At 67.4% G+C, this 25,149-nt stretch carries 20 protein-coding genes and 2 pseudogenes; 11 read left to right on the top strand and 11 right to left on the bottom strand.

Annotated elements, in window-relative coordinates; genetic code table 11:
* Nucleotides 1-631 (top strand): META domain-containing protein (locus FB453_RS31460; RefSeq protein ID WP_145796099.1); only part of this gene is annotated, 631 nt, incomplete at its 5' end.
* A gap of 41 nt (nt 632-672) precedes the next feature.
* On the opposite strand, the gene FB453_RS31455 is transcribed toward FB453_RS31460, so the two are convergent.
* Nucleotides 673-1,356, bottom strand: a complete 684-nt coding sequence (locus FB453_RS31455) for an MmyB family transcriptional regulator (RefSeq protein ID WP_486480551.1) — start codon at nt 1,354-1,356, stop codon at nt 673-675.
* A 21-nt stretch (nt 1,357-1,377) separates the two neighbouring features.
* Nucleotides 1,378-1,554 (bottom strand): hypothetical protein, encoded by a 177-nt coding sequence (locus FB453_RS35235; RefSeq protein ID WP_486480550.1) that lies wholly within the window; start codon nt 1,552-1,554, stop codon nt 1,378-1,380.
* 190 nt (nt 1,555-1,744) lie between these two features.
* On the opposite strand from FB453_RS35235, the gene FB453_RS31450 reads away from it, so the two are divergent.
* Nucleotides 1,745-2,788, top strand: a complete 1,044-nt coding sequence (locus FB453_RS31450) for an NAD(P)-dependent alcohol dehydrogenase (protein WP_145796097.1) — start codon at nt 1,745-1,747, stop codon at nt 2,786-2,788.
* A gap of 462 nt (nt 2,789-3,250) precedes the next feature.
* Nucleotides 3,251-3,376: a hypothetical protein gene (locus tag FB453_RS35230; RefSeq protein ID WP_486480549.1), complete on the top strand. Its 126-nt coding sequence runs from the start codon at nt 3,251-3,253 to the stop codon at nt 3,374-3,376.
* Here the strand turns inward: FB453_RS35230 and FB453_RS31445 are convergent, their stop codons facing one another.
* Nucleotides 3,377-7,753, bottom strand: a complete 4,377-nt coding sequence (locus FB453_RS31445) for an nSTAND1 domain-containing NTPase (protein ID WP_186718681.1) — start codon at nt 7,751-7,753, stop codon at nt 3,377-3,379.
* Between the two features lie 546 nt (nt 7,754-8,299).
* Between FB453_RS31445 and FB453_RS35225 the strand changes: the two genes are divergently transcribed.
* Nucleotides 8,300-9,889 (top strand): FG-GAP repeat domain-containing protein, encoded by a 1,590-nt coding sequence (locus FB453_RS35225; protein WP_486480548.1) that lies wholly within the window; start codon nt 8,300-8,302, stop codon nt 9,887-9,889.
* Nucleotides 9,890-10,190: 301 nt separating this feature from the next.
* On the opposite strand, the gene FB453_RS31435 is transcribed toward FB453_RS35225, so the two are convergent.
* The 3 genes from FB453_RS31435 to FB453_RS31425 form a co-directional block, all read right to left on the bottom strand.
* Nucleotides 10,191-10,493: a hypothetical protein gene (locus tag FB453_RS31435; RefSeq protein WP_145796092.1), complete on the bottom strand. Its 303-nt coding sequence runs from the start codon at nt 10,491-10,493 to the stop codon at nt 10,191-10,193.
* 59 nt (nt 10,494-10,552) lie between these two features.
* Nucleotides 10,553-11,683 (bottom strand): tyrosine-type recombinase/integrase, encoded by a 1,131-nt coding sequence (locus tag FB453_RS31430; RefSeq protein WP_486480547.1) that lies wholly within the window; start codon nt 11,681-11,683, stop codon nt 10,553-10,555.
* A gap of 631 nt (nt 11,684-12,314) precedes the next feature.
* Nucleotides 12,315-13,343: a hypothetical protein gene (locus FB453_RS31425; RefSeq protein WP_486480546.1), complete on the bottom strand. Its 1,029-nt coding sequence runs from the start codon at nt 13,341-13,343 to the stop codon at nt 12,315-12,317.
* 237 nt (nt 13,344-13,580) lie between these two features.
* Between FB453_RS31425 and FB453_RS31420 the strand changes: the two genes are divergently transcribed.
* The 3 genes from FB453_RS31420 to FB453_RS35220 all read left to right on the top strand — a co-directional run bounded on the left by FB453_RS31420 (nt 13,581) and on the right by FB453_RS35220 (nt 14,849).
* On the top strand, nt 13,581-13,769 hold the full coding sequence (locus tag FB453_RS31420; protein ID WP_145796090.1) for a hypothetical protein: 189 nt from the start codon (nt 13,581-13,583) through the stop codon (nt 13,767-13,769).
* 101 nt (nt 13,770-13,870) lie between these two features.
* Complete coding sequence (locus tag FB453_RS31415; RefSeq protein WP_145796123.1) at nt 13,871-14,650, top strand: transposase family protein; 780 nt, start codon at nt 13,871-13,873, stop codon at nt 14,648-14,650.
* A 64-nt stretch (nt 14,651-14,714) separates the two neighbouring features.
* Complete coding sequence (locus tag FB453_RS35220; RefSeq protein ID WP_486480545.1) at nt 14,715-14,849, top strand: hypothetical protein; 135 nt, start codon at nt 14,715-14,717, stop codon at nt 14,847-14,849.
* Nucleotides 14,850-15,006: 157 nt separating this feature from the next.
* Here FB453_RS35220 and FB453_RS31410 read toward each other — a convergent pair whose 3' ends face one another.
* Nucleotides 15,007-17,133 carry an NACHT domain-containing protein gene (locus FB453_RS31410; protein ID WP_145796088.1) on the bottom strand — a complete coding sequence of 709 codons (2,127 nt, stop codon included), beginning with the start codon at nt 17,131-17,133 and terminating at the stop codon, nt 15,007-15,009.
* A 232-nt stretch (nt 17,134-17,365) separates the two neighbouring features.
* On the opposite strand from FB453_RS31410, the pseudogene FB453_RS31405 reads away from it, so the two are divergent.
* Nucleotides 17,366-17,560: pseudogene (locus tag FB453_RS31405) on the top strand (tyrosine-type recombinase/integrase); the annotation flags it as partial.
* A 29-nt stretch (nt 17,561-17,589) separates the two neighbouring features.
* Here FB453_RS31405 and FB453_RS31400 read toward each other — a convergent pair.
* Nucleotides 17,590-18,264 (bottom strand): IS3 family transposase, encoded by a 675-nt coding sequence (locus FB453_RS31400; protein WP_486480553.1) that lies wholly within the window; start codon nt 18,262-18,264, stop codon nt 17,590-17,592.
* Nucleotides 18,265-18,367: 103 nt separating this feature from the next.
* The gene (locus FB453_RS31395) at nt 18,368-18,661 is read right to left on the bottom strand and encodes a transposase (protein WP_145796084.1); all 294 of its coding nucleotides are present in this window, start codon (nt 18,659-18,661) and stop codon (nt 18,368-18,370) included.
* Between the two features lie 234 nt (nt 18,662-18,895).
* On the opposite strand from FB453_RS31395, the gene FB453_RS31390 reads away from it, so the two are divergent.
* From FB453_RS31390 to FB453_RS31380, 3 genes are read left to right on the top strand one after another with little or no spacing between them, the layout of a single operon-like run.
* A complete protein-coding gene (locus tag FB453_RS31390; RefSeq protein WP_145796082.1) occupies nt 18,896-19,369 on the top strand; it encodes a hypothetical protein in 474 nt (157 codons plus the stop codon).
* On the top strand, nt 19,366-22,641 hold the full coding sequence (locus FB453_RS31385) for a tetratricopeptide repeat protein (protein ID WP_145796080.1): 3,276 nt from the start codon (nt 19,366-19,368) through the stop codon (nt 22,639-22,641). The genes FB453_RS31390 and FB453_RS31385 overlap by 4 nt, the downstream gene beginning before the upstream one ends.
* On the top strand, nt 22,638-22,838 hold the full coding sequence (locus tag FB453_RS31380) for a beta/alpha barrel domain-containing protein (RefSeq protein WP_145796078.1): 201 nt from the start codon (nt 22,638-22,640) through the stop codon (nt 22,836-22,838). Before FB453_RS31385 ends, FB453_RS31380 begins: the two co-directional genes overlap by 4 nt.
* Nucleotides 22,839-22,936: 98 nt before the next feature.
* Here the strand turns inward: FB453_RS31380 and FB453_RS31375 are convergent.
* Nucleotides 22,937-23,101, bottom strand: a pseudogene (locus FB453_RS31375) (YdeI/OmpD-associated family protein); the annotation flags it as partial.
* 1,401 nt (nt 23,102-24,502) lie between these two features.
* On the bottom strand, nt 24,503-25,075 hold the full coding sequence (locus tag FB453_RS31370; RefSeq protein ID WP_486480544.1) for a CbrC family protein: 573 nt from the start codon (nt 25,073-25,075) through the stop codon (nt 24,503-24,505).
* Nucleotides 25,076-25,149 lie beyond the last annotated feature (74 nt).

Below are 25,149 nucleotides of genomic sequence, written 5' to 3'. Positions count from 1 at the left end.
TCACCGCCCACGCCTCGTCAGTCAGTTCACCACGACGTACCACCGACACATCGTCAACGATCAACCACACAAGATCGACAGGACATGCCCTAGTCAGGAAGCACCCGGGTGGCTGCGGAGCGTGACCGCCTACCGGTTCAACGGCGCGGGGCTACCCGTACTGCTGGACGAGCGAGGGCAAGAGGTCGCCCGGCTGATCCCCGGGGCGACGCCGACCCCCGAGCCGGATAAGGCCGCCGACGTGCTGGAGCCGCCGGTGGTCACTGACGAAGCGCGATGGGCCCTGAAACCCGCCGCCGCACTACCGGTGACGCTCGTACCCGCAGGCCGACGACAGGCGGTGGGTCGTTGGTCGCCCGCACACGGGCACAATGCGGCGTACGTGAGGTTCGCGCCAGACGGCGGGTGGCACGGATCCGACGGCTGCAACGACCAGGGCGGTCGGTGGATCACCGCTGCCGGCGGCACCCTGCTCGCCACCGCGAGAGCAACCACGTTGGCGCTCTGCGCCGGCAGCGCGCCGATCGGAGACTGGCTCGCGACGGCCAGACGAGCCGGTCTCGACGGGGAGGTCCTGGTGCTCCTCGACGCCAAGGGCGACGAGACGGGCCGGCTGTCCCCGAGGAACTGAACGGCGTCCTGCAACGGCTGCCACGGCCTGGCGGGTGAGCATTACGGCCTCAGATCGCTCGACTTGTCGCTGTCGACGGCGGTGGCGGCCCAGGAGGCGAGAGGGGCCAGCGCCTGGACTGTCGGTGAGGCCGGCTCGGCGGCGTAGACGGTCAGGGTGAGGTCCGGCTCGGCACGCAGGTCCAAGCTCTCGTACGCCAGGGTGAGCTCGCCGACGACGTGGTGGTGGAACTGCTTGGTGCCGGTGGCGTGGGTGCGCACGTTGTGCGCACCCCAGCGGCGGCGGAAGTCGTCGCTGCGGGTGGACAATTCGCCGACCAGGTCGTGTAGGCCCTTGTCGTGCGGGTCCTTGCCGGCCGCAGTGCGCAGGTTCGCGACGGTCATGTCGGCGGCGAGGTTCCAGTCGGGGTAGAAGCGGCGCGCGGCGCTTTCGAGGAAGGTGAACCGGCCGAAGTTGGGCACGTTTGCCGGGTCGGAGTAGAGGTCGCTGTGCATGGCTCGGCCGAGGTGGTTGGCGGCGAGCAGGTCCTGCCGGTTGTTGACCAGGATCGCCGGGGTGGTGATGCCGTCGAGCGACCATTGCAGGCTGGGCCGGGCGGCCCACTGCTTCGGTCGGCGGCTCGGCCGCAGCAGCGCGTTGCTGCCGTTCGCCTCGTGTGCGAGGCGGAGCAGGTGAGTCCGTTCGGCGTCGTCCAGCTGCAGTGCGCGGGCGATGGCGTCCAGCACGCCGGCGGAGACGCCGGCCAGCTAACCGCGTTCGAGTTTGGCGTAGTACTCGACGCTCATCCCGGCCAGCGCGGCGACCTCACTGCGCCGCAGCCCTGGCACCCGTCGCTGCCCGGAGGTCGGGATGCCGGCCTGCTCCGGGGTGATCTTGGCGCGGCGGGTGGTGAGGAACTCGCGTACTTCGACTCGGTTGTTCACGACTTCGACGGTACGGCGCGCGGCGGTGAGGTGAGATGTACTGCTGATACACCCCTTGTCGGGCACTTTTCCGGGCCCCGCGTGACGCTCCTGAGGGGTACCAGCAGTACGCGCCCTGACAGAGACTCGCAGCGCCGCCGCGGCTGTGGTGAGGTGCAGGTAGGTCAGCATCACGTCACCGGAGGACATCATCTTCACCGTCAACGCCATCGCCGCGCCTTCTGCCACCGAGCCGCTCGTGCGTACCACGATCGAACGGCGGGACCTGGGCCCGCGCGATGTTCTCATCGAAATCCGCTACGCCGGCATCTGCCACTCCGACATCCACACCGTGCGCGGCGACTGGGGCAGCGTTCCCTACCCGCTCACCGTCGGCCACGAGATCGTCGGCCGGATCACCGAGGTCGGCGCCGACGTCACCCGCCACGCGGTCGGCGAACGTGCTGGTGTCGGCTGCATGGTCAACTCGTGTCGCGAGTGCGAGAACTGCCGCACCGGAAACGAGCAGTACTGCCTCAAGGGCAACACCCAGACTTACGCGAGCGTCGACCGGGACGGCACCGTGACCCAGGGCGGGTACTCGACCCACGTCGTCGTGGACGAGGACTTCGTGCTGCGGGTGCCGGAAAGCATCCCGTACGAGGCGGCCGCGCCGATGCTGTGCGCGGGCATCACCACGTACTCTCCGTTGGCGCACTGGAACGCCGGTCCCGGCAAGAAGGTCGCCGTGGTGGGCCTGGGTGGTCTGGGCCACATGGCTGTCAAGATCGCCGCGGCGATGGGCGCCGAGGTGACCGCGCTGTCACAGACGCTGGGCAAGAAGGACGACGGCCTGCGCTTCGGAGCCGAGCACTACTACGCCACCAAGGACCCGGCGACGTTCGAGGTGCTCAAGAACAGCTTCGACCTGATCATCAACACGGTCAGCGCACCGATCGACATGGCCAGCTACCTCGGTCTGCTGCGTCTGGACGGCACGCTTGTTAGCGTGGGTGCCCCGGCGGAGCCGCTGCCGGTGCCCGTCTTCGCGTTGTTCGGCAATCGACGTTCGTTCGCCGGCTCCAGCATCGGCAGCATCGCCGAGACGCAGGAGATGCTGGACTTCTGCGCCGAGCGCGGTATCGCTCCCGAGGTCGAAGTCATCGGCGCCGAGGCAGTCAACGACGCGTACGAGCGGGTACTCGCCTCGGACGTGCGGTACCGGTTCGTCATCGACATCGACACCCTGCGCTGATCTTCTCCCGAGTGCCAGGGTCCGCCGAACGGCGGGCCCTGGCACCAGCCGGGCCGGGGCGACCGGTGGCCGGCGGTGGTCCACCCGCGAAACAACGCCCGAACCGTTCATCCCCTTGCTCGACGACAACCCTCAACCGGGTCGAGGGTGTTCACGGCCCCCGCGACCTGCACGTGGTGATCGTCCCCGGCGGTGCACGCTCCCTCAGAGATCCAGAACCAGACGCGAAGTGTGCGACCGGGAGACGCACGGACAGATGAGGTCTCGGCCGTCCGCTGTCACGCTTGCGGGATGTCGTCGCTGTGGTCGGGCAGCCCATCGAGTGCGACGATTCCACAGCTGCCACAGATTCCGTTTCCGGAGGAAGCTGGCGCCTGCTGAACGGGCCGCTGCGGCCAGTCGCCGCCGCGCTGCTGGTCACCGGCGGCTGGCACTGCTGCTCGCCGCACGACCGTGGTGCGGGTGCGCACCCTGGTGCACGTCTCGCTGGCCAAGGCGCTGCGGCGGCAGACGACAGCCGTGAGAGCCCACTGCCAGCCGTGGCAAAAGGTGATCAATCTCGCCGAGCAGGTAGGCCGTCCGGAGTAACTATGGGCACACTCTCGGGAGAGGTTCACCCGGGGCGAATCCCTTCCATTCCGTGCTGGTCGGGGGTCCTACCATGCTGCAGATGTATTCGACCGGTTCGACGTAGTGGGCAGGGTGCCAGAGCCGTGTCGTCGTGTCCGTGCTCGCGGTGGCGACGGTTGAGCCGTCAGGGCTGAAGGCAACTGCCACGACCGCCGCGGTGTGACCGGTCAACGGCGTGCTCACCGGTCGCCGGGTGGCGGTGTTCCACAACCGTACGGTCCTGTCGTCGCCGGCAGTGGCCAGCAGCCTGCCGTCCGGGCTGAACGCCACGGCGGTCACCGCAGCCGTATGTCCGGTGAGCGGAGCGCCAACAGCCTGACGTGTGCTCGGATTCCACAATCGGACCGTCCCGTCCGCTCCGGCGGACGCGAGCAGTTTCCCGTCAGGACCGAACGCCACAGTGGTCGCTTCGTTCGTATGGCCGGTGAGCGGAGCACCAACAGCCTCGCGCGTGACCGGATCCCACAGCTGGACGGCCCCGTCCGCTGTCGAGGACGCCAACAGTTTGCTGTCAGGGCTGAATGTCACCGACAAGATCGGCTCGAGGCGATTGGGCAAGGGTATGTCCGCTGGATCCGCACCGGTCAGGGAGGTCAGATGCAAGCTTCTACTCCTCGCCACGACCAGGAGCTTCCGATCAGGACTGAACGCGATCGGGACGGAATCGTCGATTCCCGGCGGCAGCTGGGTAGGCTTGCCGATCCGCATTCCGGTAGCGGTGTCGAACACCTGAGCTTTCTCGTTTGCCACGATGGCCAGCAGGAGACCATCGGGGCTGAAAGCTGTTCTATCTACCTCATTCGTCAGGACCCAATCCGGGCGGAGCGCGGTTTCATAGTCACTAGTGTCTCCGGTCCGCTGTCCACGGAGGCGGTCGCCGCTCAACGGACGCCGGAGCCGCACCGCCTCCTTGCCCAGATCAACGCTTAGAAGCTTCCCGTCAAGGCTGAAGCCCAGGGATCTGACACCGTGCGAGGTGTTGGTCAGCGGGCCAGCGGCTGGATCGAGGGTGGCGGGGTTCCACAACCGCACGGTCTCATCATCGCTTGCTGTCGCCAAGAGCGCACCGTCGGGGCTGAACGCTGCCGCCCTGATGGTGTCCGTATGGCCCGACAGGGAACCATCCACAGGAGCCCGGGTGGTGGTGTCCCACAGTTGCGCCGAGTTGCCGCTGGCGGTTGTCACCAGGAGTTTGCCATCCGAACTCAGTGCTATCAGAGGGTACTGGTTTCCCTGAGAGCTGAACGGCTCGCCGATACGCTCTTTCTTCAGCAAGTCCCACAGTTGCACGTGGCCTTCGCCAGCAACAACGGCGAGGCGGTCGCCTCTTGGGCTGAACCATGCTGATTGGTATTCCTCATCCGAGCGCGTAACGATCTCATCACGCGGCTCCTTCGTGCGGTCTCGGACCGAGACAAGGAGTTTTCCACCGCCGCGCGGAACGGCCAACAATCTTCCGTCAGAGCCGAACATCATCGCGACGTACGCCGACTCTTCCATTGACACCCAACGGAAGCGACCGGTGGACACGTCCCAAAGTTGGCTCCGGGAACTGCTGGTGGTCGCCAGAAGCCTGCCGTCCCGGCTGAACGACATCGTGGTGATCCGTCCCCCGTCGGGAGCGCCTGGAGGAATATCAGCTACATCACCGGTGGCGAGGTTCCACAACTTGGTGTCGCCCTGAAAACCTGCGGCGGTGGCCAGAAATCTTCCATCTGGACTGAACGCCATGGCGTAGATCCGCTCCCGGTGACCAGTCAGTGGTGCGCCAACGGGACGGCGTGTGGCGACGTCCCACAGTCGAATCGTGCCGTCGCGCCCGCCTGCGGCTACCTGCCTGCCATCAGGGCTGAACACCACGGAATAGACCGGCGAGACGTGACCGATGAGGGCGGATCTCTGCTCGGTGATGAGTGAGCTCATGCTGCTGCGAGCCTCGTCCGTCGGAGCGACGGCCCACGCCGACAAGGCGAGTCGCCGGGCTGTCACCGGATCGTCCTGGCGGATGCTCTGACTCTGCGCCGCGAGCTGGCGGGACAGTGCAACAGCGCGTTGACGGTCGGCGTTCACACCGTAGGTGACCGAGGCGACAGCTCCGATGCAGGCAGCCAGGGCGAGAGTGACCAGGCCGGCTGTGATGGAATGCCGAATCCTGCTGCTCCGTCTTGCCTGGCGGTCGCTGGCGGCGAGGAAGTCCTGCTCCGCCAGAGTCAGGGCAAGGTGCGGGCCGTTACCACCGCTCCAATCGGCGGCGGCACTGTGCACCATGGCGAGTTGGGCCCCGCGATAGAGGAATGAGGCATCGTGGTCGCGTTCCTGCCAGGTGGCCGCATCCTGTCGGAGCTGGGCGTGGATGAGCCGCTCGTTGCGATCGCCCTCCAGCCACTCGCGCAACCGCGGCCAGGCGAGCAACACCACGTCGTGGGCGATTTCGATCGACTCGTCGTTGGTGACGACGAGCCGCTTCGCCGTGAAGGCGTCGAGTACTGCCTCCACCCGCCCACGGTGCTGTGCGTCGCCTACGTCGACGAACAGGTCCGCGCGGGCAAGCTGTCGTCGGGCCGGCGACCCGTCGGCACCCACCGTAATCATTCGCTCCAACAGCCGCCGAGCGATGTCCCGCTCCGGTTCGGTCAGACGGCTGAATGCGTCTTCCGCACTTGTCGCGATGACCTCACTCACTCCCCCGGTGGCGCCGTAGTCGCGGCGAGTGAGCCGATTGGACTCACCTCGTTGCCAGGTCAGCAGCATGGTCTGGGACAGCAGTGGCAATGCTCCGGTGGAAAACTGAGCGGCGTCGGGCAGGGTGCGCAACTCCGCCAGGATCTCCTCGGGCAGACCGTCCTCGATCTGAACTCCGCACGCCACGGCCGGACCGGTGATCGCACGTCGCAACTCCGGCATGCTCATCGGCCCGACCACGAACTGGCCGTCCTGCAACACCGGAACCAGGTCGGGATACACGGCGCACCGGTCGAGGAAATCACCACGGACGGCCAGCAGTACCAGACCGGGTGGTTGGCCGGTCGCGGAGTCCGCCGTGGCAATGGCGACCAGGGCATCGATGTACACCTGCCGGCACGCCTGCGCGTCGTCTGGGTCGTCGGTGAGCGTGAACAGCTCTTCGAACTGGTCCACGACCAGCACGAGCCGGCCACCTGCCCGGCATGCCTCCCGGCGCTCGACCGGCAATCGGGCCGCGTGCGCAAGCACCGCCTGTCGGGCCAGTAGCCGCGCCTCCGTCGGCCGTTGCCCGATCGTAGAGCGAAGCGACGCGGCGTCCACCCCGGCGAGCGTGGCCACCTGGGTCACCAGTTCGTCGATCGCCGCAGCGCCGGGCGTGACGACCAGACGGGGCCAGTCCGTCGAGCCCGGTAAGGCCAGCTGACCCCGGGCGATCGCGGGCAGCAGTCCGGCACGTACGAGGGAGGACTTTCCCGCACCGGAGGCACCTGTCACCACGAGCATCCCGACACCGGACAGTCGTTGCTCCACTCGCCCGGTCAGCTCGGCGGTCAGGCGCTCCCGCCCGTAGAACACGCCCGCCTGGTCCTCCTGGAAGGGCCACAGACCACGGTACGGGGCCTGATCCCCGTCGCAGACGCGATCAGTGTTCTGCTGAGGGCGGGTCCGCTGCTCGATGACCTGCAGCCCATCCCGGATCAGCCGCAACTGCGCGGCGTGCCGGAGGTGGTGGTCGCGGTCATCACGGCGATCGGCAGCCTGCTGATGGAGGTCACGTTGCAGCCGAGTGGTGATTGCGCGTACATCGCCGACCATGAGACCGAACTCCGCCAGGTCCTTGGCCAGACCCTCCAGACCGGCGACAAACTCCGCGTGCTGATCGCGACCGAAGCCGACCGCCGTGGCCGCCACGCCCTGAAGAGCGGTGATCTCGCGCAGCGCCGCGGCGGTCAAACCCTCATCCCGCCCGTTCGTGTCGCCGCCGACGCCTCCCGTTGCCGTCGAGGGATCACGCCGGGTGCCGGTGGTCGCGTCTCCATGACGACCCCGCACGTTCTGGGCGCCCGCTTGCAGCCTGGCATCCGTGATCCGCTCCCACGCCTCAGCCCACGGGCGTACCTGTGCTGGGTCGACCCCCAGGGCGACCACCAGGCGATCCAGCACGTCGGCCGGCATCACCGTCCGTCCGGTCAGATAGTTCGCCAGACTGCTCTTCGGTACGCCGCTGACCACCTCGAGATCCTGCAACGAAAGACGTACCTTGCCACGATGGCGAGCGGCGGTGATACGCAGCCGGTTCAGTTCGTCCAGGAGATCCTGCTGAGTACGCATCGCAGCAAGGTCACGCGGCACAGTCTCATCGTCAGTCACGAATGCAAGCCTCGTCCACGAATCCTTGCGGGGCCTAGGTTTCTGTCGACCATTCACCACGGCGTGACGTTTGTGGCCGGAGCACATCATCGACACGGGGTTACCCGACGGCAGTGCCCTGTCGCGGCAGAGGCGAGCTCGCGGGACGCGGTGCGGCGGCAGGATGGTTTACCCGGGACCTGCCCGCGCCGAAGATCGCACGGAGGACCCGGATGGGTTCATGCGGTGGCGAGATCGGACGACGTCTCCGCCTGTCGCATGCCGATAAATGCCAGTCGCGCAACCAGTCCCAGGTGAGGCAGTGTTCGAGGGCCGACGCCCCGAGGTTGGGCGTCCATGGACGTCCAGGTTTCGGTGTGACGGCTTCTGCGCCTGGCATGGTCGTGACATCGCTTGGAACGTGAAGGACGGCACCCGTCCTCATGTGGAGACGGACTCGACACGGGGATCGAGGTGAATCGCAAGGATTGATTTCTGAACGATCGCTCATGGCGGAATCGTTGTTGACTGCCCGATTACCCCGCTCACGAAAGGAAGGTACTGCTCTTGAAACAGAACACTTTCCGACGCATCGCTACCGGCATGCTCGCCGTCGCCTTGACTGCCGCGCTCCTCTCCACCGTCACCAGCGCGCCCGCGTCAGCTAGCCCGTCGACACCCTTTTTCGGGCCCACGATCGATCCCTATGCCGTCTATGACGGACAGGACACATGCGACCCGACAGCCAAGCCCGGCGTCGTCGATTTCAAGGACATGCTTGTCGATACGTACGGAAGCGAGGCCTGGGGAATCAGTCGCAGCTGCAGCGACGGTGGCACCAGTGAGCACAAGGAAGGCAGAGCGCTGGACTACGGCTTCGACTACAACGACACCGGAGATCGGGCCGATGCCACCGACCTGCTCAACTGGCTACTCGCTACGGACCGCTACGGCAACAGGCACGCCATGGCCCGCAGGCTGGGACTGATGTACATCATCTGGAACCGGCAACAGTGGAAATCGTACGAGGCGTCATCGGGGTGGCAGCCGTACAGTTGCGACGGCACTCCGAACGACTGCCACACCAACCACATCCACTTCAGCTTCAGTTGGGCCGGAGCACAGCGGCAAACGACCTGGTGGACTGACGGCAGTGCTCCGGAAAGCCCACTTCTGGTTCGCGACATGGGTTCACCAACGACCGTCCTTCACCGCTGGCGCTCCACCGGAGCGTCCTTCACCGGCCGCTCCACCGCTACGTACTCCCCCCTCGACATGGCCAACGTGAATGGCCGAGTCGCGGCGGGTGACGTCAACCTCGACGGCAAGGACGACACCGTCATGGCCCACCAGAACAGCGACGGCAAGTTCTCGTTCAAAGTCCTCCTCAACGGCACCATCGCACCCACCAACTGGCACACCACCCCCGGGCCATTCGATCTCGAGCCATCCGTAGGAAACCGGCTCATCGTCGGAGACTTCATTGGCGACGGCAGGGCCGAACCCCTCCTGGTTCGCGATGTTGGCTCATCCACGATCGTGCTCTACCGCTGGGGTTCCAACGGCAGCTCTTTCACCGGCCCGAGCACGGCCACGTACTATTCGCTCAACCTGGCCAACGTCGGAGACAGAGTCGCAGCCGGTGACGTCAACGGCGACGGCAAGGACGACACCGTCATGGCCTACCAACACAGCGACGGCAAGTTCTCGTTCAAAGTCTTCCTCAACGGCACCATCGCTCCTGTCGACTGGCACACCACTCCCGGACCGTTCGACCTCGATCCGTCGGTAGGAGGTCGGCTCATCGTCGGAGACTTCAACGGCGACGGCAGGGCTGAACCCCTCCTGGTTCGCGATGTCGGCTCATCCACTGTCGTCCTCTACCGCTGGTTCTCCAACGGCTCATCCTTCACCGGCCCCAGCACGGCCACGTACTACTCCCTCGACCTGGCCAACGTCGGAGACAGAGTCGCGGCCGGGGACGTCAACCGTGACGGCATCGACGACACCGTCATGGCCTACCAGAACAGCGACGGGACCTTCACCTACAAAGTCTTCCTCAACGGCACCATCGCACCCACCAACTGGTACACCTCCGGCGCATTCAGCCTCGATCCGTCGGTAGGAGGTCGACTCATCCTCGGGTCATGGTTCTGACCTAACAGCCAGCGCGCGCAGGGCGACCCGTTCGGGTCGCCCTGTTGCCGTTTCGCCCCTGCCGAAGCCCCCGGGTCCCACCTCTGCGTGTCCTGGGATCGTGGGCAGAACTCGGTGACCTGGGTCAGCCTGTCGCCCATGTCGCAGAACCGGTCCCGCATGCTCCGGGTCCCACCGTTCTGCATGGCGTGCTGACAACTGCCGGACTACGACTGCACCTTCGCCGAGCCACCCTCACCGATTTCGAGGCGGCCAACCATCTGCACCGCTGGGAATGCTCCGCCGAGAGCCGCAGGGCCCGCTACCAGGGCTGATCGGTCTCGCCCACCTGTTGCTGCAGGACTGCGGACCGCCCGAGATCGCTCTGTTGATCGCCGACGCATGGCAGGGCCCTCGAGTCGGCACCGCGGTGGCCCGGCACGTGGCCGGTCTCGCCGCCGCGCACGGCCACCCCGTTCAACAAGCCCGGATCATGTCGGGGAATGTTCGGGCCGCCCGCCTGGCGAGTCGCCTTCGCGCCATCGTCGACGATGCGGCCTGACACGCGGCGGCAGTCGTGGTGGGTGGAGCCGCCGCGTTCCCTGGCAGCGAAGAGTTCCTCCACTGCGCGACGCTAACGCCTTCGTCAGGCCCTGCCGTCACGCAACGGACAGGAGCCGATCGTCACGGCCGCCACTGGTCATCGCGACCGCACGCAGTAGCTGGCGCGCATTCCGTCGGCCGTCCCAGATCCCCGGCGTGGCCCCGCCTCCCTCCAGCGGCGGGGCCACGCCGGTGTCCGATCAGGGCTCGGGAGTGCCTGATGACGGCGCTCGCGCCCGGCGGGAAGACCAGGCGCAGGACGGCCTCCACGCCTTCTGCAACCGCGCCATCGCGGACGGCTGCGGGCGACGGGCGGCACGTCGGGCTGGTGTCGCGCTCGTTCACGGACGGATCTATGCCGGCTCGCGCACGCCACCGGCGTTCCCGCCGTCGTCCGGCATCGGTTCGGCCGGGGCTTCTGGCAGTTCGTCCGGCGTGCCGGGCAGCCAGGGCTGGCCCGAGCGCTACCGCCCGCTTGCCTCTGCCCTTGGGTGACTTCTCGACCACCCCATTGCTGGTCGTGGTGCGCTGCCAGTGCAACAGCAGCACTCCGCGATCCAGATCCACGCGGGGCCACTTCAGACCGGCCAACTCCCCACGCCGGGTGCCAACGACAATCGCCAGCACCCAGGCGGCACGTAGCCGGTGATCGGCGTGGTACTTGAGGAACTTCGCCGACTGCGCCGGCGTCCACACACCCTTGCGGCCCATCGTCTCCCGCTCGGCCTGCCGAGGTTGCCGCACACCATCGACGTTGACCCCGAGGTCGCTCAACGCTTTCATCATGACCCGGTGCACGATCCGGACGGTGGTCGACGACAGCGGGCCGCCGTTCTTACCGCCACCCTTCAGCAGCTTCTTGTACAGCTCGTGGATCACTCGCTTGTCGAGGGCGTAGAGCTGCCGCGCACCGATGTGCGGAACCACGTAGCAGCGCATGATGTCCCGATAGTTGCCGAGCGTCGTCTCCTGGACATCCGGTTCGCGCTCGTTGAGCCAGCTCTCCAACTCGGCAGCGACGCTACCGTCGGCGCCGAGGTCCGCTCTACCGTAGGCAGCGCGTGCGTCTTCCTCAGCCTTGAGGGCAGCGGCCTGATTGGGGAACCCCTGCCGCTTGTGCTGATGGCGCCGCCCGTTCGCATCGGGCGGGAGGTCGATGATGAAGAACCAGCGGGTCTGGCCGTTGGCGAGGCGGTAGTTGTAGACAGCCATGAGGCTGCACCTCCGAGGTAACGGGATCGAGGGATGCAGCCCACGTTAAGCGATCTCCGTTACCGCCAGATCACACATGATCTTCTGTATCCGCTGGTGAATACCAGTCGGGACGGCCGGATTCGAACCGACGACCCCTTGTTACCAACAGTAATCGAAACAAGCTTGTCATTGATTGCCGAAAGTGGTCGCTGAGCTGCGGAGACACCGTCAGGCGCTCATCATCCCTTGTCACCCTTCGTCAACGATCCGGCGGGGTTTTCGGGGGGTAAATGGGGTCCCACACCGAACGCCGCCAGGTCTGACCGCCCCCGCTAGCCCTACCACCGTGTCGCGCCCGCCTCACGGCATGGGTGCTGACCGAATCTGTGGCAGCCCTTCTTCGGTCAGCGCAACCGTCAGAGGAACCTCACGCGACGGTGCGCTCTCGATGCTGTCCCGCAACGACCGGTGCACAGGGTTCCAGCCCGTCGTCGAGGTACCGACCGAACTGGACCCAGCCCGCCGCGTTGTCACGCTCGTCGGTCCGATCGCTGACTGACCACTGGTGTCGTACCTGGTCGGCCGGACGCCCTCTGGATGCACCCGAACGTTACCGACCTGACCTGCTCGCACTCCCCCGACAGGGGCGTTATGGCTGTCCGGCGCGGTTCAGTGCGGCGATGACCTTTCTGAGCGCCGGTTGTTCGAGCCCCTTGCTTACACTGCGGAAACGTAGTGGCTGCAGGTGAGTTCCGCCGCCGGGCCGCCGCGAGATCGATCCGTCAGTTCGGCGGTTGGGGTCGGGAAGGCTTTCGATGAGGCCGAAGGCGGCGAGCTGGCGGTGGCTTTCGTAGACGTCGCGGCTGATGCCGTACCAGCCGAGGCGGTTGGGATCGGTGACGAAGACGCCCCGTTGAGAAGCCCGCGGGTATCGCGTTTCCAGGTCGCGGATCATCAGGTAGGTCACGATCTCAGCCGCTGACAGGACGTGTACCCAGCCGTTGAGGAAGAAGAACGCGGGCAACCGTAGCGCCTCTGTCTGACCGTCCTTGGCAGCCGGCGCACCGAAGGGGTCATCCACATCGGTGTCGTCTGCTGCGGGGATCGTGTAGCGGCCCGGTGTCCATTCCCCCGAGCGCCAAGCGTTGAAGGCTGTGCCGGCTTCGTTACGTAGCTGGAAGCCTTCATATCGGTTGCGTATGCCGGCCCGGCCTCTGAGTTCGACCAGGTGATAGTGGACCAGCTGGGTCAGTGCTCTGGTCAGTTGTCGTCGCATGCCGGCCGTGGTGTCGGCGGTGACGGTTGCCGCAGGCAGCAAATCCACCCATCCGCGCTGCTCATTAGTGGTGTAGAGCGGTCTGGTATTACGTATCTCGCTGCCGACCGTGCTGCGCGTCTGCGCTTCAAAGAGGGCGATGAGGTAAAGCGGCAGCGCCGAGCCCTTCTGGGTGATCCAGGCTGACGCAGGTGAAAATTTCGCGTCCTGGACGGTCTCTGCGTTTGTGCGGCGTTGAACGAAGCTGCGTCGGATCAAGAAGCGTGATCCGCTTCTTTTGCCCTCGCTGTGAACTTGGTGCAGCGCCAGCCGAGCAGCGCGGTATCGCTCGGCGTGGCGCCGTAGCTTCGTTGCTCGCTGCTGCTGTCGCCCGAGGTCTCGCGTGCCCATGGTTTTCCACATCTGCTGATGACAGCGACCAAGCGCAAAATATCGTGACCGATCCGCCCGCACAAGAAGTCCTGATAGGGGCTAGAGATACGGGCAGAGTCGGAGCGCTCGAGGTCACAGGCTCGACGGGTGAGGCTTCGGTGCGGGCGGATCGGTCATCGCACGGCCTGACCACGGCAGAACCGGCGTGTGAATGTAGTCGGCGTCGGAGCACAGTGCCTCGACCATTCGCCAAGGAAGGTTCTCGCAGTGATCTCGCAACCGATCGTCGCCCTGTGGATTCTCGTCATCGTCATCGTCGCGTTCCTCATCGGCACTGGAGCTGGCCTGCTGTCATGGCTCGACAGTCGCCGGACAGCCCGGGCGATCCTCGTGGGCGGTTCGGCCGCTGGCGGAACGGTAGCGATCGCTGCGGCAGTCGCAACCGTCTTCATCTGAGCTCCGGTCCGCACCGGAGTCCCCTTGGATCGTGGTCTTGGTAAGGGATGCCTCGTAACCCTGGCGTCTGTCTATTGAGGATAGCCGGGCAGGATGCCGGGGTGCAGGTGATCACGGCAGCTCGCTCGGAGTGGATCTTTCCGTTCACCGGGTTGCAGCCCGCTCAGTTCCGCAAGCTAGTCCGGCTGATCGCCGAGCGTGGCGGTGAGGGCATCGCTGATGGCCGGCCGGGCCGGCAGTGGGCTCTTGACCTCGCCGATCGGGTGTTGCTCGTCGCCGCGTACTGGCGAACGAACCTGACGATGCGCCAGATCGGTCCGCTGTTCGGGGTGTCGCACTCCGCGGCGCATCGGGTCATCGACACCCTCGCGCCGCTGTTGGCCCTGGCGCCGGTGCGCAAGCGGCCGGTCGAGCAAATCGCGATCGTCGACGGGACTCTGGTCCCGACCCGCGATCACCGACTGGCCGCCCGGAGCAAGAACTACCGGTCCTCGACGAACCTGCAGGTCGCCATCGACGCCAGCACCCGCCTGGTCATCGCCGTCGGCGACCCGCAGCCGGGCAACCGCAACGACACGATCGTCTACCGCACCTCGGGCATCGCCGAGACGTTGGACGGGCGGCCGGTGATGGCCGACGGCGGCTACCGGGGCAACCCGGAGGTGATCGTGCCGTACCGCAAGCCCTCCGACGGCAGCTCGCTGCCGGACTGGAAGGAAGCCCTCAACGTCGAGCACCGCACCGTTCGAGCAGGGGTAGAATACGCCCTGGCCAGGATGAAGAACTGGAAGATCCTGCGCGACTACCGCCGCGCCGGCCACACATTGGCCGACGCCGCTTCCGGCATCGCCAACCTCCACAACATCATCCTCGTCGGCTGACCACCGGCCCGGCCCAGGGCAACGCCTTCACCCAGTTACGAGACGTCCCTTAGAGGTGGTCGCGGTGCTGGTGGTGGCCTTCAACACCCAGCTTCGTGAGCTCTACACGCGCACAGACCGGGTCAGGGACCGCTCTGATTCGGTCCAGTTCCAGAAGCAGGGCCGCCCCGACGAGGTGGAGGGCGGTGCTGGCCCCTGACGACCGAACAAACAGGACAAGGTCGCCGTTGCGGACCGTCCGGTCCGCAAACATTCAAGGTCAACGACGACAAATAGGTTCCCGAACGGCTGACGTTTCTCTCCGCCCACGGCATGCAATCGGATTGGCTCATGGCCGTCGTCCAATTCTTGTTCTCCTACCGAAACTGATCGGGCCGACGGACTTGTGGGCGCTCGCTTTCGGCGGTGGCCAGGTAGTCGCGCAGATGGACGTGCCGGAACTGGTAGACGGCACCTTCCTGACGCAGTACGCCGCGTCGGTTGGCGTCTGCCAGGAAGGCGAGCAAGCGGACGGGCTGACGGCGCGTTAGCGTCAACGGGACACGTACGAAGATCAGCCAGCGACCCCAGGGTCGGGTTAGCAGCGCGTACGCGAGACCGTAGCCGACGCCGACCATGCATCCTCGCCAGAACGCCAGACCGACCGACGGGAATCCGGGGGTGACAGCCGCAATCCCAGCCGCGAAGAATCCGACGACCGAACCGGTAACGCACGCCACCAGTATCGACTCACAGATGGTGATCCACCGGTCGACGGCGAGCACTCGGACGGCGGACCTGGCGCTCCGGCGACCGTCCACGCGTAACCGCGCACGCTCACGGAACACGCGTGCGCCGAAGATCCACCCGATGACCAGAACTCCCACGAGGCTGAACGAGAGCAGCCGAGACTGGGCTGGGAGCGACCACGGGGTCGAGCCGCCCATGCTCACCGCACCAGCAAAAAGTGCCGAGGCGAAGCCTATCCCGCAGGCCAGGAAGCTGCCGACCCCCCATTGCTTCAGGAAGGCCCGGAGTTGGCGCAGGTCGGAGGTCGGTGGGCCGCTCATGAACCCACGCGACGGTTCGGTCAACTGCGTACCGGTGCCCGCGCCCAGCAGGCCGCCGACGATCAGGACCACGGCGATCTCGACCCCGCTGAGGAGATATCCGATGGCGATGACCGGCAGCAGTCCGCAGACCAGACCGAGTATGGCGGCGCCACCGAAGAATCGGACGGCCAGGTTGGTCACCGTCTCGAGCTGCCACCAGGCGAGGTCCGATCCTTCGGTTCGTTGAAGATGCCGGGCAAGGAATCCCAGCCACGCCTCAATCCGGACGACTGGATGACCGCCCCTACTCTTACGCCCGAACCAGGTGCGGCGGCGGGCATCGGATCGGTAGAGGGAGGGTAGGTACGCGTCGAGCAGGTGGCGCTCCACTTCCACTCGGGTGGTGAACTGTCGCAGTGCGTCCGGGTCGGTGTCGACGGTGGCGTAGGCGGTCCGGGCCAGATAAATCATCAGCGGCGTGGACAAGGCCTGGACCAATGGGCCGTCGTCGTCGGACTTTAGGTCCGCGACGACGCTGGCCCAGCGGTTCGCCGCGTTCAGCTGCCCGGCGGGCAGGTATCGGGCGGCGAGCCGTCGGTTGACCGGTTGCAGCTCGACCACGGCTGCCCGGGGCAGTGGTAGGCCAACGGTGGCGATCGACTGCTCGTACTCAGCGGTGGTGCAGGCCACCACCATGGGCCGCTTTCCCGACTCCTCCGAGAGTACTCGCAACGCCTCCGGCCGCAGCTCCGCGCCCATCTCGTCGAGGCCGTCCAGCAGCGGAAGGATCCTGCCGTTCTCGATGAGCCGTTCGGCCAACGCCCGTCCGGCGCCCTGCCGATCCAGCACCTCGGGGAACTGGCCCGACAACTCGTCGGCAAGCCACTCGTCGAACGGCTGGTGCGGGTTCCACCGGGGGAGCGCGAACAGCACCGGCACCGGCTCGTCCTCCTCCTGCGGCTCCAACATTTGAGCGATCAGCAGGACCAGGGCCGACGTTTTGCCGGACTCGCGCTCACCGAGGATGACCAGCCGTCCGAAGGGCAACTGCCGGAACAGCCCGGCGAGATCGGCGACATCACCGGGCGGAGGCAGATCAGAGTGGCTGCCATCAAGGATCTCAGACACCTCGGCAACGATCGGCCGCCGCGTGTACGCCAGCGGGATCCTCAGCGGTTCCGGCCTGGTGAGCCCTCGATTGTCTGCTTCGCGCTGCCACTGTGCCCGTAGACGACGCCTGAGATCGGCGCTCACCTGCTCGGGAACAGACCCGTCGTCGTTAGCCCGTACGCGCTGGATGGTGACGATGCCGGCCATCAACGCCAGCACCACCGCGACGATGAAGTAGCTCCAGCGCCAACGGCCATCGTCGATCACGAGGTTGATGACCACGCCGGTAGTGACCGTCAGAACCGCGCCGCCCAGTGCCTGCCGGGCATTGCTCAGCCGCATCCGGCCACTATTTCATCGTCGGCGTACGCCGACGGGTTCGTGGAGCGGGCGGAAGTGTCGCGCTTTAGACAAAGACTCACCATGCCGCTGGTACGGAGCAGCGACCCCGCCGGGGCCAAAGGCCGGCAGCGGATGCCGGTTCAGGCCGCCCGTTCCGCGATCACCTCCAGGGCACACAGGATGCCTACGGTGCCGGCTATAGCCACGTTGGACCGCTGTCAACGACTTCCTCGACGAGTGGCTGACAACCGCCACAAGGGACGTAAAGAAGGCCACCGCCGCCAATTACCGCGATGCGCTGCTGTCGGTCCGCACCCGCCTTGGCAGCAAGCCACTCCAGGACGTCACCGAGGCCGACATCGAGGATCTCATCGACTGGATGCTGACGGAGGGCCGTGCCACCCTGCCTGGGACCGAGGAGACTTGAACCCACAACAACCTCTTGTGAAGTGACCCCTATCGGCCGGACACCTCGATATCTGTCAGGGACTCTCGGTGGATCTTCTCGTAGATGTCGGGGCTGACGTTACCCAGACGGCGGTGCCGACGCCGAGGGGTGTAGAAGCCCTTGATGTAGGAGAACACCTCCAGCTCCAGTTCGTCACGGGACGGCCAGGCGCGGGTGTAGACCAGTTCAGTTTTGAGGGGCGATGGATGAGCTGGTCCCGGGCCGGTCGGCGGTGCTGGATAGCCATGCCGACGGCGTCGAGGATCAACTCGGTGCGTAGGTGGTCGGCCATTGCCCAGCCGACGACGCGGCGGGGAGTAGGCGTCGACCACGACGGCGAGGTAGAAGAACCCTTCCCGGTGCGCAGATGGGAGATCGGCGACCCACAACCGGTTCGGTGCGGTCGCGGTGAACTGCCGCTGGACCAAGTCCGGCGCGGTCGTGGTCGACGCCTTGCGGCGAGGCTTACCGCGCCGCCGGCGGTGGGCGCCCTCGATACCGGCCAGCCGCATCAGTCGGGCCAACGCCTTGCGGTTCCACCGGTGACCACGTTCATGCAACTCGGCGGTGAGCCACCGGGCGCCGTAGACACCACGGTGCTCCGACCAAGCCCGCTGGGTGACCTCGGCACGTGCCTGGTCGTGGCGTTTCCGCCCAGCGGCGCGCTGCCGGCTGGCGCGCAGCCTGTCGTAGGGACGCTATGGCCGACGCCGAGGAGCCGGCAGAGCAGACGGACCGGGTAGGTGGTCTTCTCCGCATCGATGAACCGGTAGACGTCGGTCCGGTTCACCGCTCCGTCTCGCGTGCGAAGAAAGACCGCGGCTCTTTCAGGATCTCTTTCTCCAGCTCCAGCTGGGCGACCTGCCGCCGCAGCCGCACCAGCTCGGCCCGCTCGTCCACGGCCAGGTCGTTGGGCCGGCCGCCGTCGCGATCCTGCCGCATCCGGTCGCCCCAGTTGCGCAGCGTCTCGTGGTTGACACCCAGCTCCCGGCCCACGTCACGGATCGTGCGACCGGAGTAGAGCACCAACGCCGCGGCCTGGCGCCGGAACTCCTCGGGGTACTTGCTCTGTCCAGCCATAGCGTTTCCTCCTCCTCGGCAGGATGCCAAGTCAGGAGGTGTCCGGTCTCAGGGGGTCACTTCACCCGCACGCGCCGGAAACCCCCAGCCGATCGGCTGGGGGTTTCCGGCCTCGGCAGCCGGCACGGCGCGCCGACCGATTCCCGACTCATCCCGGAGCCCGAGCCCGGACCCCGCGTCGCGCCGGCTTGCTAGCGTGGAAATGCCTCGATTCCTTCGGATGAGGAGGAGAACGTGGATCTCGGTTGGCTGGCGGGGTTGGGCGCGTCCGCGGCGGCGGTCCTGGTGCAGGCGGCCGCGACGGACGTGTGGCAGGGGGCACGCTCCGGGTTCGCCCGGCTCCTCGGCCGCGGTGACCCGCGACGGGAGACCGCCGCGGTCCGGCGGCTGGACGCCCTGGCCGCGGAGGTGGAACAAGCCCCGCCCGCCCAGCGTGACCAGGTACGCGCACGGCTGTTGCCGGCCTGGCAGACGCGGCTGTCAGACCTGGTCGAGGAAGACCCGGTCACCGCCGACGGCGTGCGTGACCTGCGTGACGAGTTGGTGACCCGGCTACCCACCGCGCAGCAGCAGTGGATCCAGCACATCACCGCGACCGCCTCCGGCGCGACCGCTCAGGGAGTGATGTTCGGCAGCATAGTCAACCACCCCACCCCGCCGGAAGCTGACCCGAGCGGCCCGGTGCCCGACCCGGGTCAGCCCCGATGACCGTCGACCCCCTCCTCGTCCAGCAGCAGGTTTCCGCCGTCGCCGGCACCGCGTACGGGGTGATCGGCGGCGACCTGCACGTCTTCGGTGACGGGACGCCGCTGTATCTGTTGGAGGAGCACCGCCGGCCCGACCCGCCGGACTGGAGCTGGCTGCGCGAGATGCCCTCCCGGATGCTCAACGCTCACGCCCGCGTGGTCCCGTTCACCGGCCGCGAGTCCGAACGGGACGAGCTGCGCACCTGGCGGGAGACCGGGCCGCGACTGGCGGTGCGCTGGCTGCACGCCCCGGGCGGTCGGGGCAAGACCCGGCTGGCCGGCCACCTCGCCGCCCAGGCCGCCGACGAGGGCTGGAAGGTCGTCACGGCGGTGCCCCACGTGGGCACGCCCAGCGCCCTGCTGGGCAGCCAGGATCTGCGGCTGGACCGCCACCGGGGAGTGCTGCTGATCGTCGACTACGCCGACCGGTACCCGCTGTCCAGCCTGCTCTGGCTGCTGCGCAACGCCCTGCTCCACCGGGCCGACAAACCGGCACGGGTGTTGATGGTGGCACGCAGCGCGTCCACGTGGCCGGCACTGCGCGCCAACCTGGACGATCCCCGCGTCCAGGCCGGCACGTCCGAGCAGTACCTGGCCCCGCTGCCCGACGACGAGGACGCTCGGCGGGCCATGTTCACCGCCGCCCACGACAGCTTCGCCGCCGTCTACGGTCTCTCCGGTCCGGACGCCGTCCCCCGACTCCCCAACCTGGGTCATCCGGAGTTCGGGCTCACCCTCACCGTGCACGTCGCCGCGCTGGTCGCCGTCGACACCCGCGCGACCGGCGCCCAGCCGCCCACCCAGGTCACGTTGCTGACCCGCTACCTGCTCGACCGCGAACGTCAACACTGGACCCGGCTGTACGAGGGCCGCGCCCGCGGGCTGAACCACGGCACGCCCGACGATGTCATGGCCCGTACCGTCTTCACCGCCGCCCTCGCCGGCCCGCTCCCGCACCCCGAGGCCGCCGGGCTCATGCGCCGCGTCGAGCGGGAACTGCCCGCCGAACGGATCATCAGCGACCACAGCCACTGCTACCCGGCCGCCGACCCCCATCGGGCCACCGTGCTCGAACCGCTGTACCCGGACCGGCTGGCCGAGGACTTCATCGCTCACACCCTGCCCGGCTCCGATCACCCGGCCGACCCGTGGGCCCCCACCCGGCTGCACGACCTGCTGCACGAGCAACCGTCACCAGCCTCGGGCCGCCCCCGGCCGCCGGCGACAGCCGCGACGTACACCGCGCGGGCGGTCACCTTCCTGACCGCCGCCGCGGCCCGCTGGCCCCACCTCGGGCCCGCCCACCTGTTCCCACTCCTGCGCGACCGGCCACAGCTCGCGATCATCGCCGGCAGCGCCACCCTCAGCACCCTGGCCGGCATGACCGACGTCGACGTCACCGCGCTGGAAGCGGTCGAGGCGCTGCTGCCCGGCGACCGACACGTCGACCTCGACGTCGGCGCCGCCGCGGTCGTTGACGTCCTCATCACGCGCCGGCTCACCAAGTCCGACGATCCGGCGGAACAGGCCCGCCTGCACGCCACCCGCTCCTGGCGACTGGCCAACGCGGGCCGCTACGCCGACGCCCTGGCACCCATCTCCGAAGCCGTGGCGATCCGCCGGCGACTGGCCGACGCCGACCCCGCCACCCACCTGCCCGCCCTGGCGAGATCGCTGCACAACCTCGGGCAGGTGCTGTCGGAACTGGGCCGGCCGGAAGAGGCCCTCGCCCACAGCCAGGAAGCCGGGGACACATATCGCCGGCTGGCCCGGTCCGATCCCGCCACCTACCTGTCGCACCTGTCGAGAACCCTGCACAACCTCGGCACGGTGCAGGGCAGCCTGGGCCGGTGGGACGAGGCCCTGGACCACGCCCAGGAGGCGGTGACCATCGGCCGGCTGTTGGCCGACATCGACCCGACCGGCTACCTACCCGACCTCCCCGGGCTGTTGAACAACGCCATCAAGCTCCTGGCGGAGCTTGGCCGCCACGCGGCGACACTCGCGCTCGCCGAGGAGGCCGTGACCATCGGCCGCCGTCTGACCGACCGCGCCGCCCACGGGCCCGAACTCGCCCGATCGTTGCAGAACCTCGGGAACAGCCTGGTCCACCTGCATCGGCCCGAGGAGGCCCTCGCCCACAGCCAGGAAGCCGCGGACACGTTCCGACAACTGGCCGACGCCAACCCGACCGCGTACCTGCCTGAACTCGCCAGGTCGTTGACCGCGCTCGGCAACACCCTGGTCGAACTGGGCCGGCCGACGGCGGCCCTCGCCCCCAGCCAGGAAGCCGCGGAGGTGTTCCGACAACTGGCCGACACCAAACCGACCGCGTACCTGCCCGAACTCGCCAGGTCGCTGAACGCCCTCGGTCAGGTCCACGCCGCGCTGGGTCGGTGGACGGAGGCCCTCGCACTCTGCGGGGAAGCCGCGGCCATCGGCCGACGGCTGGTCGAGGCCGGGGCCGGCGCCTACCTGGGGCACTTCGCGAGGCAGGTGGGCAACCTCGGTCTGGCGCAGACGGAGCTGGGCCGGCAGGCGCAGGCCCTCGTCCACCTTCAGGAAGCCGTGGACGCGCACCGACGGCTCGCCGCGGCCAGCCCCACCGCGCACCGGGGAGACCTCGGCAAGGCGCTGCACAACCTCGGCCTGGTGTGGGACAGGCTGGGCCAGCCGGAGCGGGCCCTGGCCTGCGCCGAGGAAGCCGTGTCCATCGCCCGGCAACTGGCCCGGGCCGAGCCCGCCAGCCACCTGCCCGACCTAGCCCAGTCGCTGAACAACCTCGCCGGCTTCCTGGCCCTGGTGGGGCGCGGCGAGGAGGCCATCGGGTTCGCCGAGGAAGCCGTGGCCGTCACCCGAAAGCTGGCCGGCGCACCTCCCACCGCGTACCTACCCGAACTGGCGCAGTCACTGAACAACGTGGGTGTCTACCTGTCGATGGTGGACCGGCACGAAGACGCTCTCGCCGCCTGCCGGCAAGCCGCGGACCTGTACCGGCACCTGGCCGAAGCCGACCCGGCCGTCTACCTGCCCGCCACCGCGCAGGCGCTGTGCAACCTCAGTCTCCGGCTGACCGAGCTGGGACGGCGCACGGAGGCCCTGGCTCCGGCCGAGGAGTCGGTCGGCATCTACCGGGAGTTGGCCGGCACGAATCCGGCGATCCAGCGGGATCGCCGGTTCTCGATGGCGCTGATGGCGTACGCCCGGGCGAGGAGCGGAGCCCGGCCCGGATGACCTCCCCGCACACCACCGTCCGCCGCGCAAACCTCCGTCATCCGCCGGCAACCGCGGCGGACGGCCGGAATTTCCTGGCCAACCCGGACCTGCCCCGCCGGTGGGAGATCGGCGCGCCGCTGAACGAGCCGGACCAGAGCACCTTCTACACGCCGGGCCCGCGTGGCTACACCGACTACCCGACGCTGGAGCAGTAGGCCCGGCGGCGAACCGTCCGGGCCGGCCGGTGACCGCCGGCCCGGACGGTTCGCCGCGCGGTGGCCGAGGCACCCTGCCCGGCCCGGCTGGCGGTCGATCACGGCGACGTGGCGGGCCTGGCCTTCTGCGGGTGTATCGTCTCCTGCCGGGCGAGCATCGCGACGAACTCGCCGATCTTCCGCTGGCGGGTCTCCGCCCGTTTGACGGCGGGCAGGAAAGCTAGTACTCCCAGCAGGACATCCGTTCTGACCTGCTGTGGCGGTGTGGTTTTGTCCGTGGGCATGGAGCAGCCACCGCTGAGTCTCGTGGTTGTGTGGGCCAAAGATACGGCGGTGGCCAGCCTCAACCACCTTCGAAGACGACCCACCGAGATTGCTCGCTACGTCGGCAGTACAGCACCTGAACCGCCTCCCGGCGGCCCATCTAAGCTGGGCTGCGGGGTTCGCTCGCTGCAGTGCGCTGCGGCCAAGCTCATCGCGACGCGCCTTCCGCGGCGCCGACCCGGCATCAAGCGCTCAGGGAAACGAGTGACTTGAACCCAAGACAACCTCTTGTCGAGCCTCGTCAGGGCTTGTCATTGCTTGTCAAAACCCCTTGTTACCGACAGTGATCGGCCGAAGCTTGTCATTGTCTGCCGAAAGTGAGCGCTGAGCTGCGGAGACAGCGACGGACGTTCATCGCCCCTTGTCACCCTTCGTCAACGACTGGGCGGGGTTTTCGGGGGGTAAACCGGGGGTCCCCACACTGAATCCCGCCAAGGTCTGATCGCTTCCTCTGGTCCTGTCACCGTGTCGCGCCCGCCTCACGGCATGGGTGCTGACCGAATCTGTGGCAGCCCTTCCGCCGTCAGCGCGACCGTCACCGGAACCTCACGTGGCAGCGCGTTCTCGATGCTGTCCCGCAACGACCGGTGCACAGGGCATTCGCACGACGACTGCAGCGGATCCGAACACCGGGCAAGAGCAGCCGTCAACCGTTGAACCCCGTCGGCGGCGACCGGCCACGACCAGTCCATGTCCCACGGCTCCTCCCACGGCTGATGGAAGCAATCGTGATCGAAGTACACGAGAAGACCAGCCCCACACTGCGGGCAGGCGAATAGGCTCCTCCAGCGGTAGTTGACCTGGTGCCCGGGAGCACCGTGCGGCACGCCCCAACTGCCGATACGAACAACGGTGCGCTGGTCCGCTCGACACCCGACGCAGATGCGCATGGCTAACCCTCCTCCACCATCCGGCGACTTCCACCGCAGAGATCGACGCAATCACCAGCGCCGTCAACCAGCAGCGCACAGCGTGTCAAGAAAGGCAAGACATCGACGCGATCATGCACCGATACGGGTACCAGTAGCGGGTAGTCGCGAGGATGGCTACCCCGCCTCGATCACGTAAGTCCTGTTCACCTTTCGGGAGAGTCGGGCTTCGACTCCGTGACCGCCTTGCCGGGGGTGGTAAGCACGGCTCACGCTGACGCATCGTCAACAGTTTTGTTGATGGCCCGCCCATGTGGACCCGGCCCTGACACGCTCGGCCCCCAGCACAGCCGTGACGGTCCTCTGATCTCGGGTCGAACCCAGACCGGAAGCGGGGTGCGGCTCCTCGATCCCAACGCGGTGGTGCTCATGTCGAAGAAGGTGCGTCCGCGTTCCGGCGTTGAGGTGCGATTAACCGATATCCCAGGACGCGAGGTAGGTCCCGCATCGCAGGCATTGGAACAGATACGCGGTGGGCTCACCATGGCGGTCGAGCCGGTGCAGGAACTCCTCGGTTTCCTCGGGTGAACAGCCGAGTTGCCGGTGTCCTGCGCGGAGCATGTTCAGTGCGTCCGGATGAGGTTCGAGATCGGGATAGCCGGCCGGGCCGAAGAAGGCCGCGCCATCGTCGCAGTGATAGAGCCACGACTGCTGCTGCCAACCGGTGAAGCCGGGGGTGCGGCGAGTGATCTCCTCAATCACATGCTGCGGCACACTGTCAGGCACGTCGACTGCGTCGCTGAACTCGGCAGGCATCTCCAGATTGTCACTGCCATCCGTGGTGGCAGCAACACTGCCGAGTGCCCTGGAAGCCGCACCGGAGTAGATACAGTGCAAGCATAGGCTCTCGGTCTGCCTGCCGTAGATCGGTCCCTTGTAGCGGGTTTGCCGAAGCTGACCGCAGACGCTGCATTCGTGCTCGATTCGCACCGCCGAGCCCGTTGCCAAGGGATCAGGGTGGTAACGAAATACCGGCTCGGTCACCGGCCCATCATGCCAACTGATGGCCGGCCCCGACGACGACTGTTGCTTCCTACCGCCTCTCGCTCGCCCTCAGG

Source organism: Micromonospora sp. CNZ322 (assembly GCF_007827755.1).
The sequence above is the reverse complement of the archived record's forward strand: the minus strand, read 5'-3'. Positions and strand labels throughout refer to the sequence as shown.

Excerpts from the sequence above, each read along its gene's own strand:
- FB453_RS31425 (WP_486480546.1), bottom strand. The coding sequence starts at position 13,343 with ATGTGGAAAACCATGGGCACGCGAGACCTCGGGCGACAGCAGCAGCGA.
- FB453_RS31385 (WP_145796080.1), top strand. The coding sequence starts at position 19,366 with ATGACCGTCGACCCCCTCCTCGTCCAGCAGCAGGTTTCCGCCGTCGCC.
- FB453_RS31410 (WP_145796088.1), bottom strand. The coding sequence starts at position 17,133 with ATGCGGCTGAGCAATGCCCGGCAGGCACTGGGCGGCGCGGTTCTGACG.
- FB453_RS31380 (WP_145796078.1), top strand. The coding sequence starts at position 22,638 with ATGACCTCCCCGCACACCACCGTCCGCCGCGCAAACCTCCGTCATCCG.
- FB453_RS31430 (WP_486480547.1), bottom strand. The coding sequence starts at position 11,683 with ATGGCTGTCTACAACTACCGCCTCGCCAACGGCCAGACCCGCTGGTTC.
- FB453_RS31395 (WP_145796084.1), bottom strand. The coding sequence starts at position 18,661 with ATGGCTGGACAGAGCAAGTACCCCGAGGAGTTCCGGCGCCAGGCCGCG.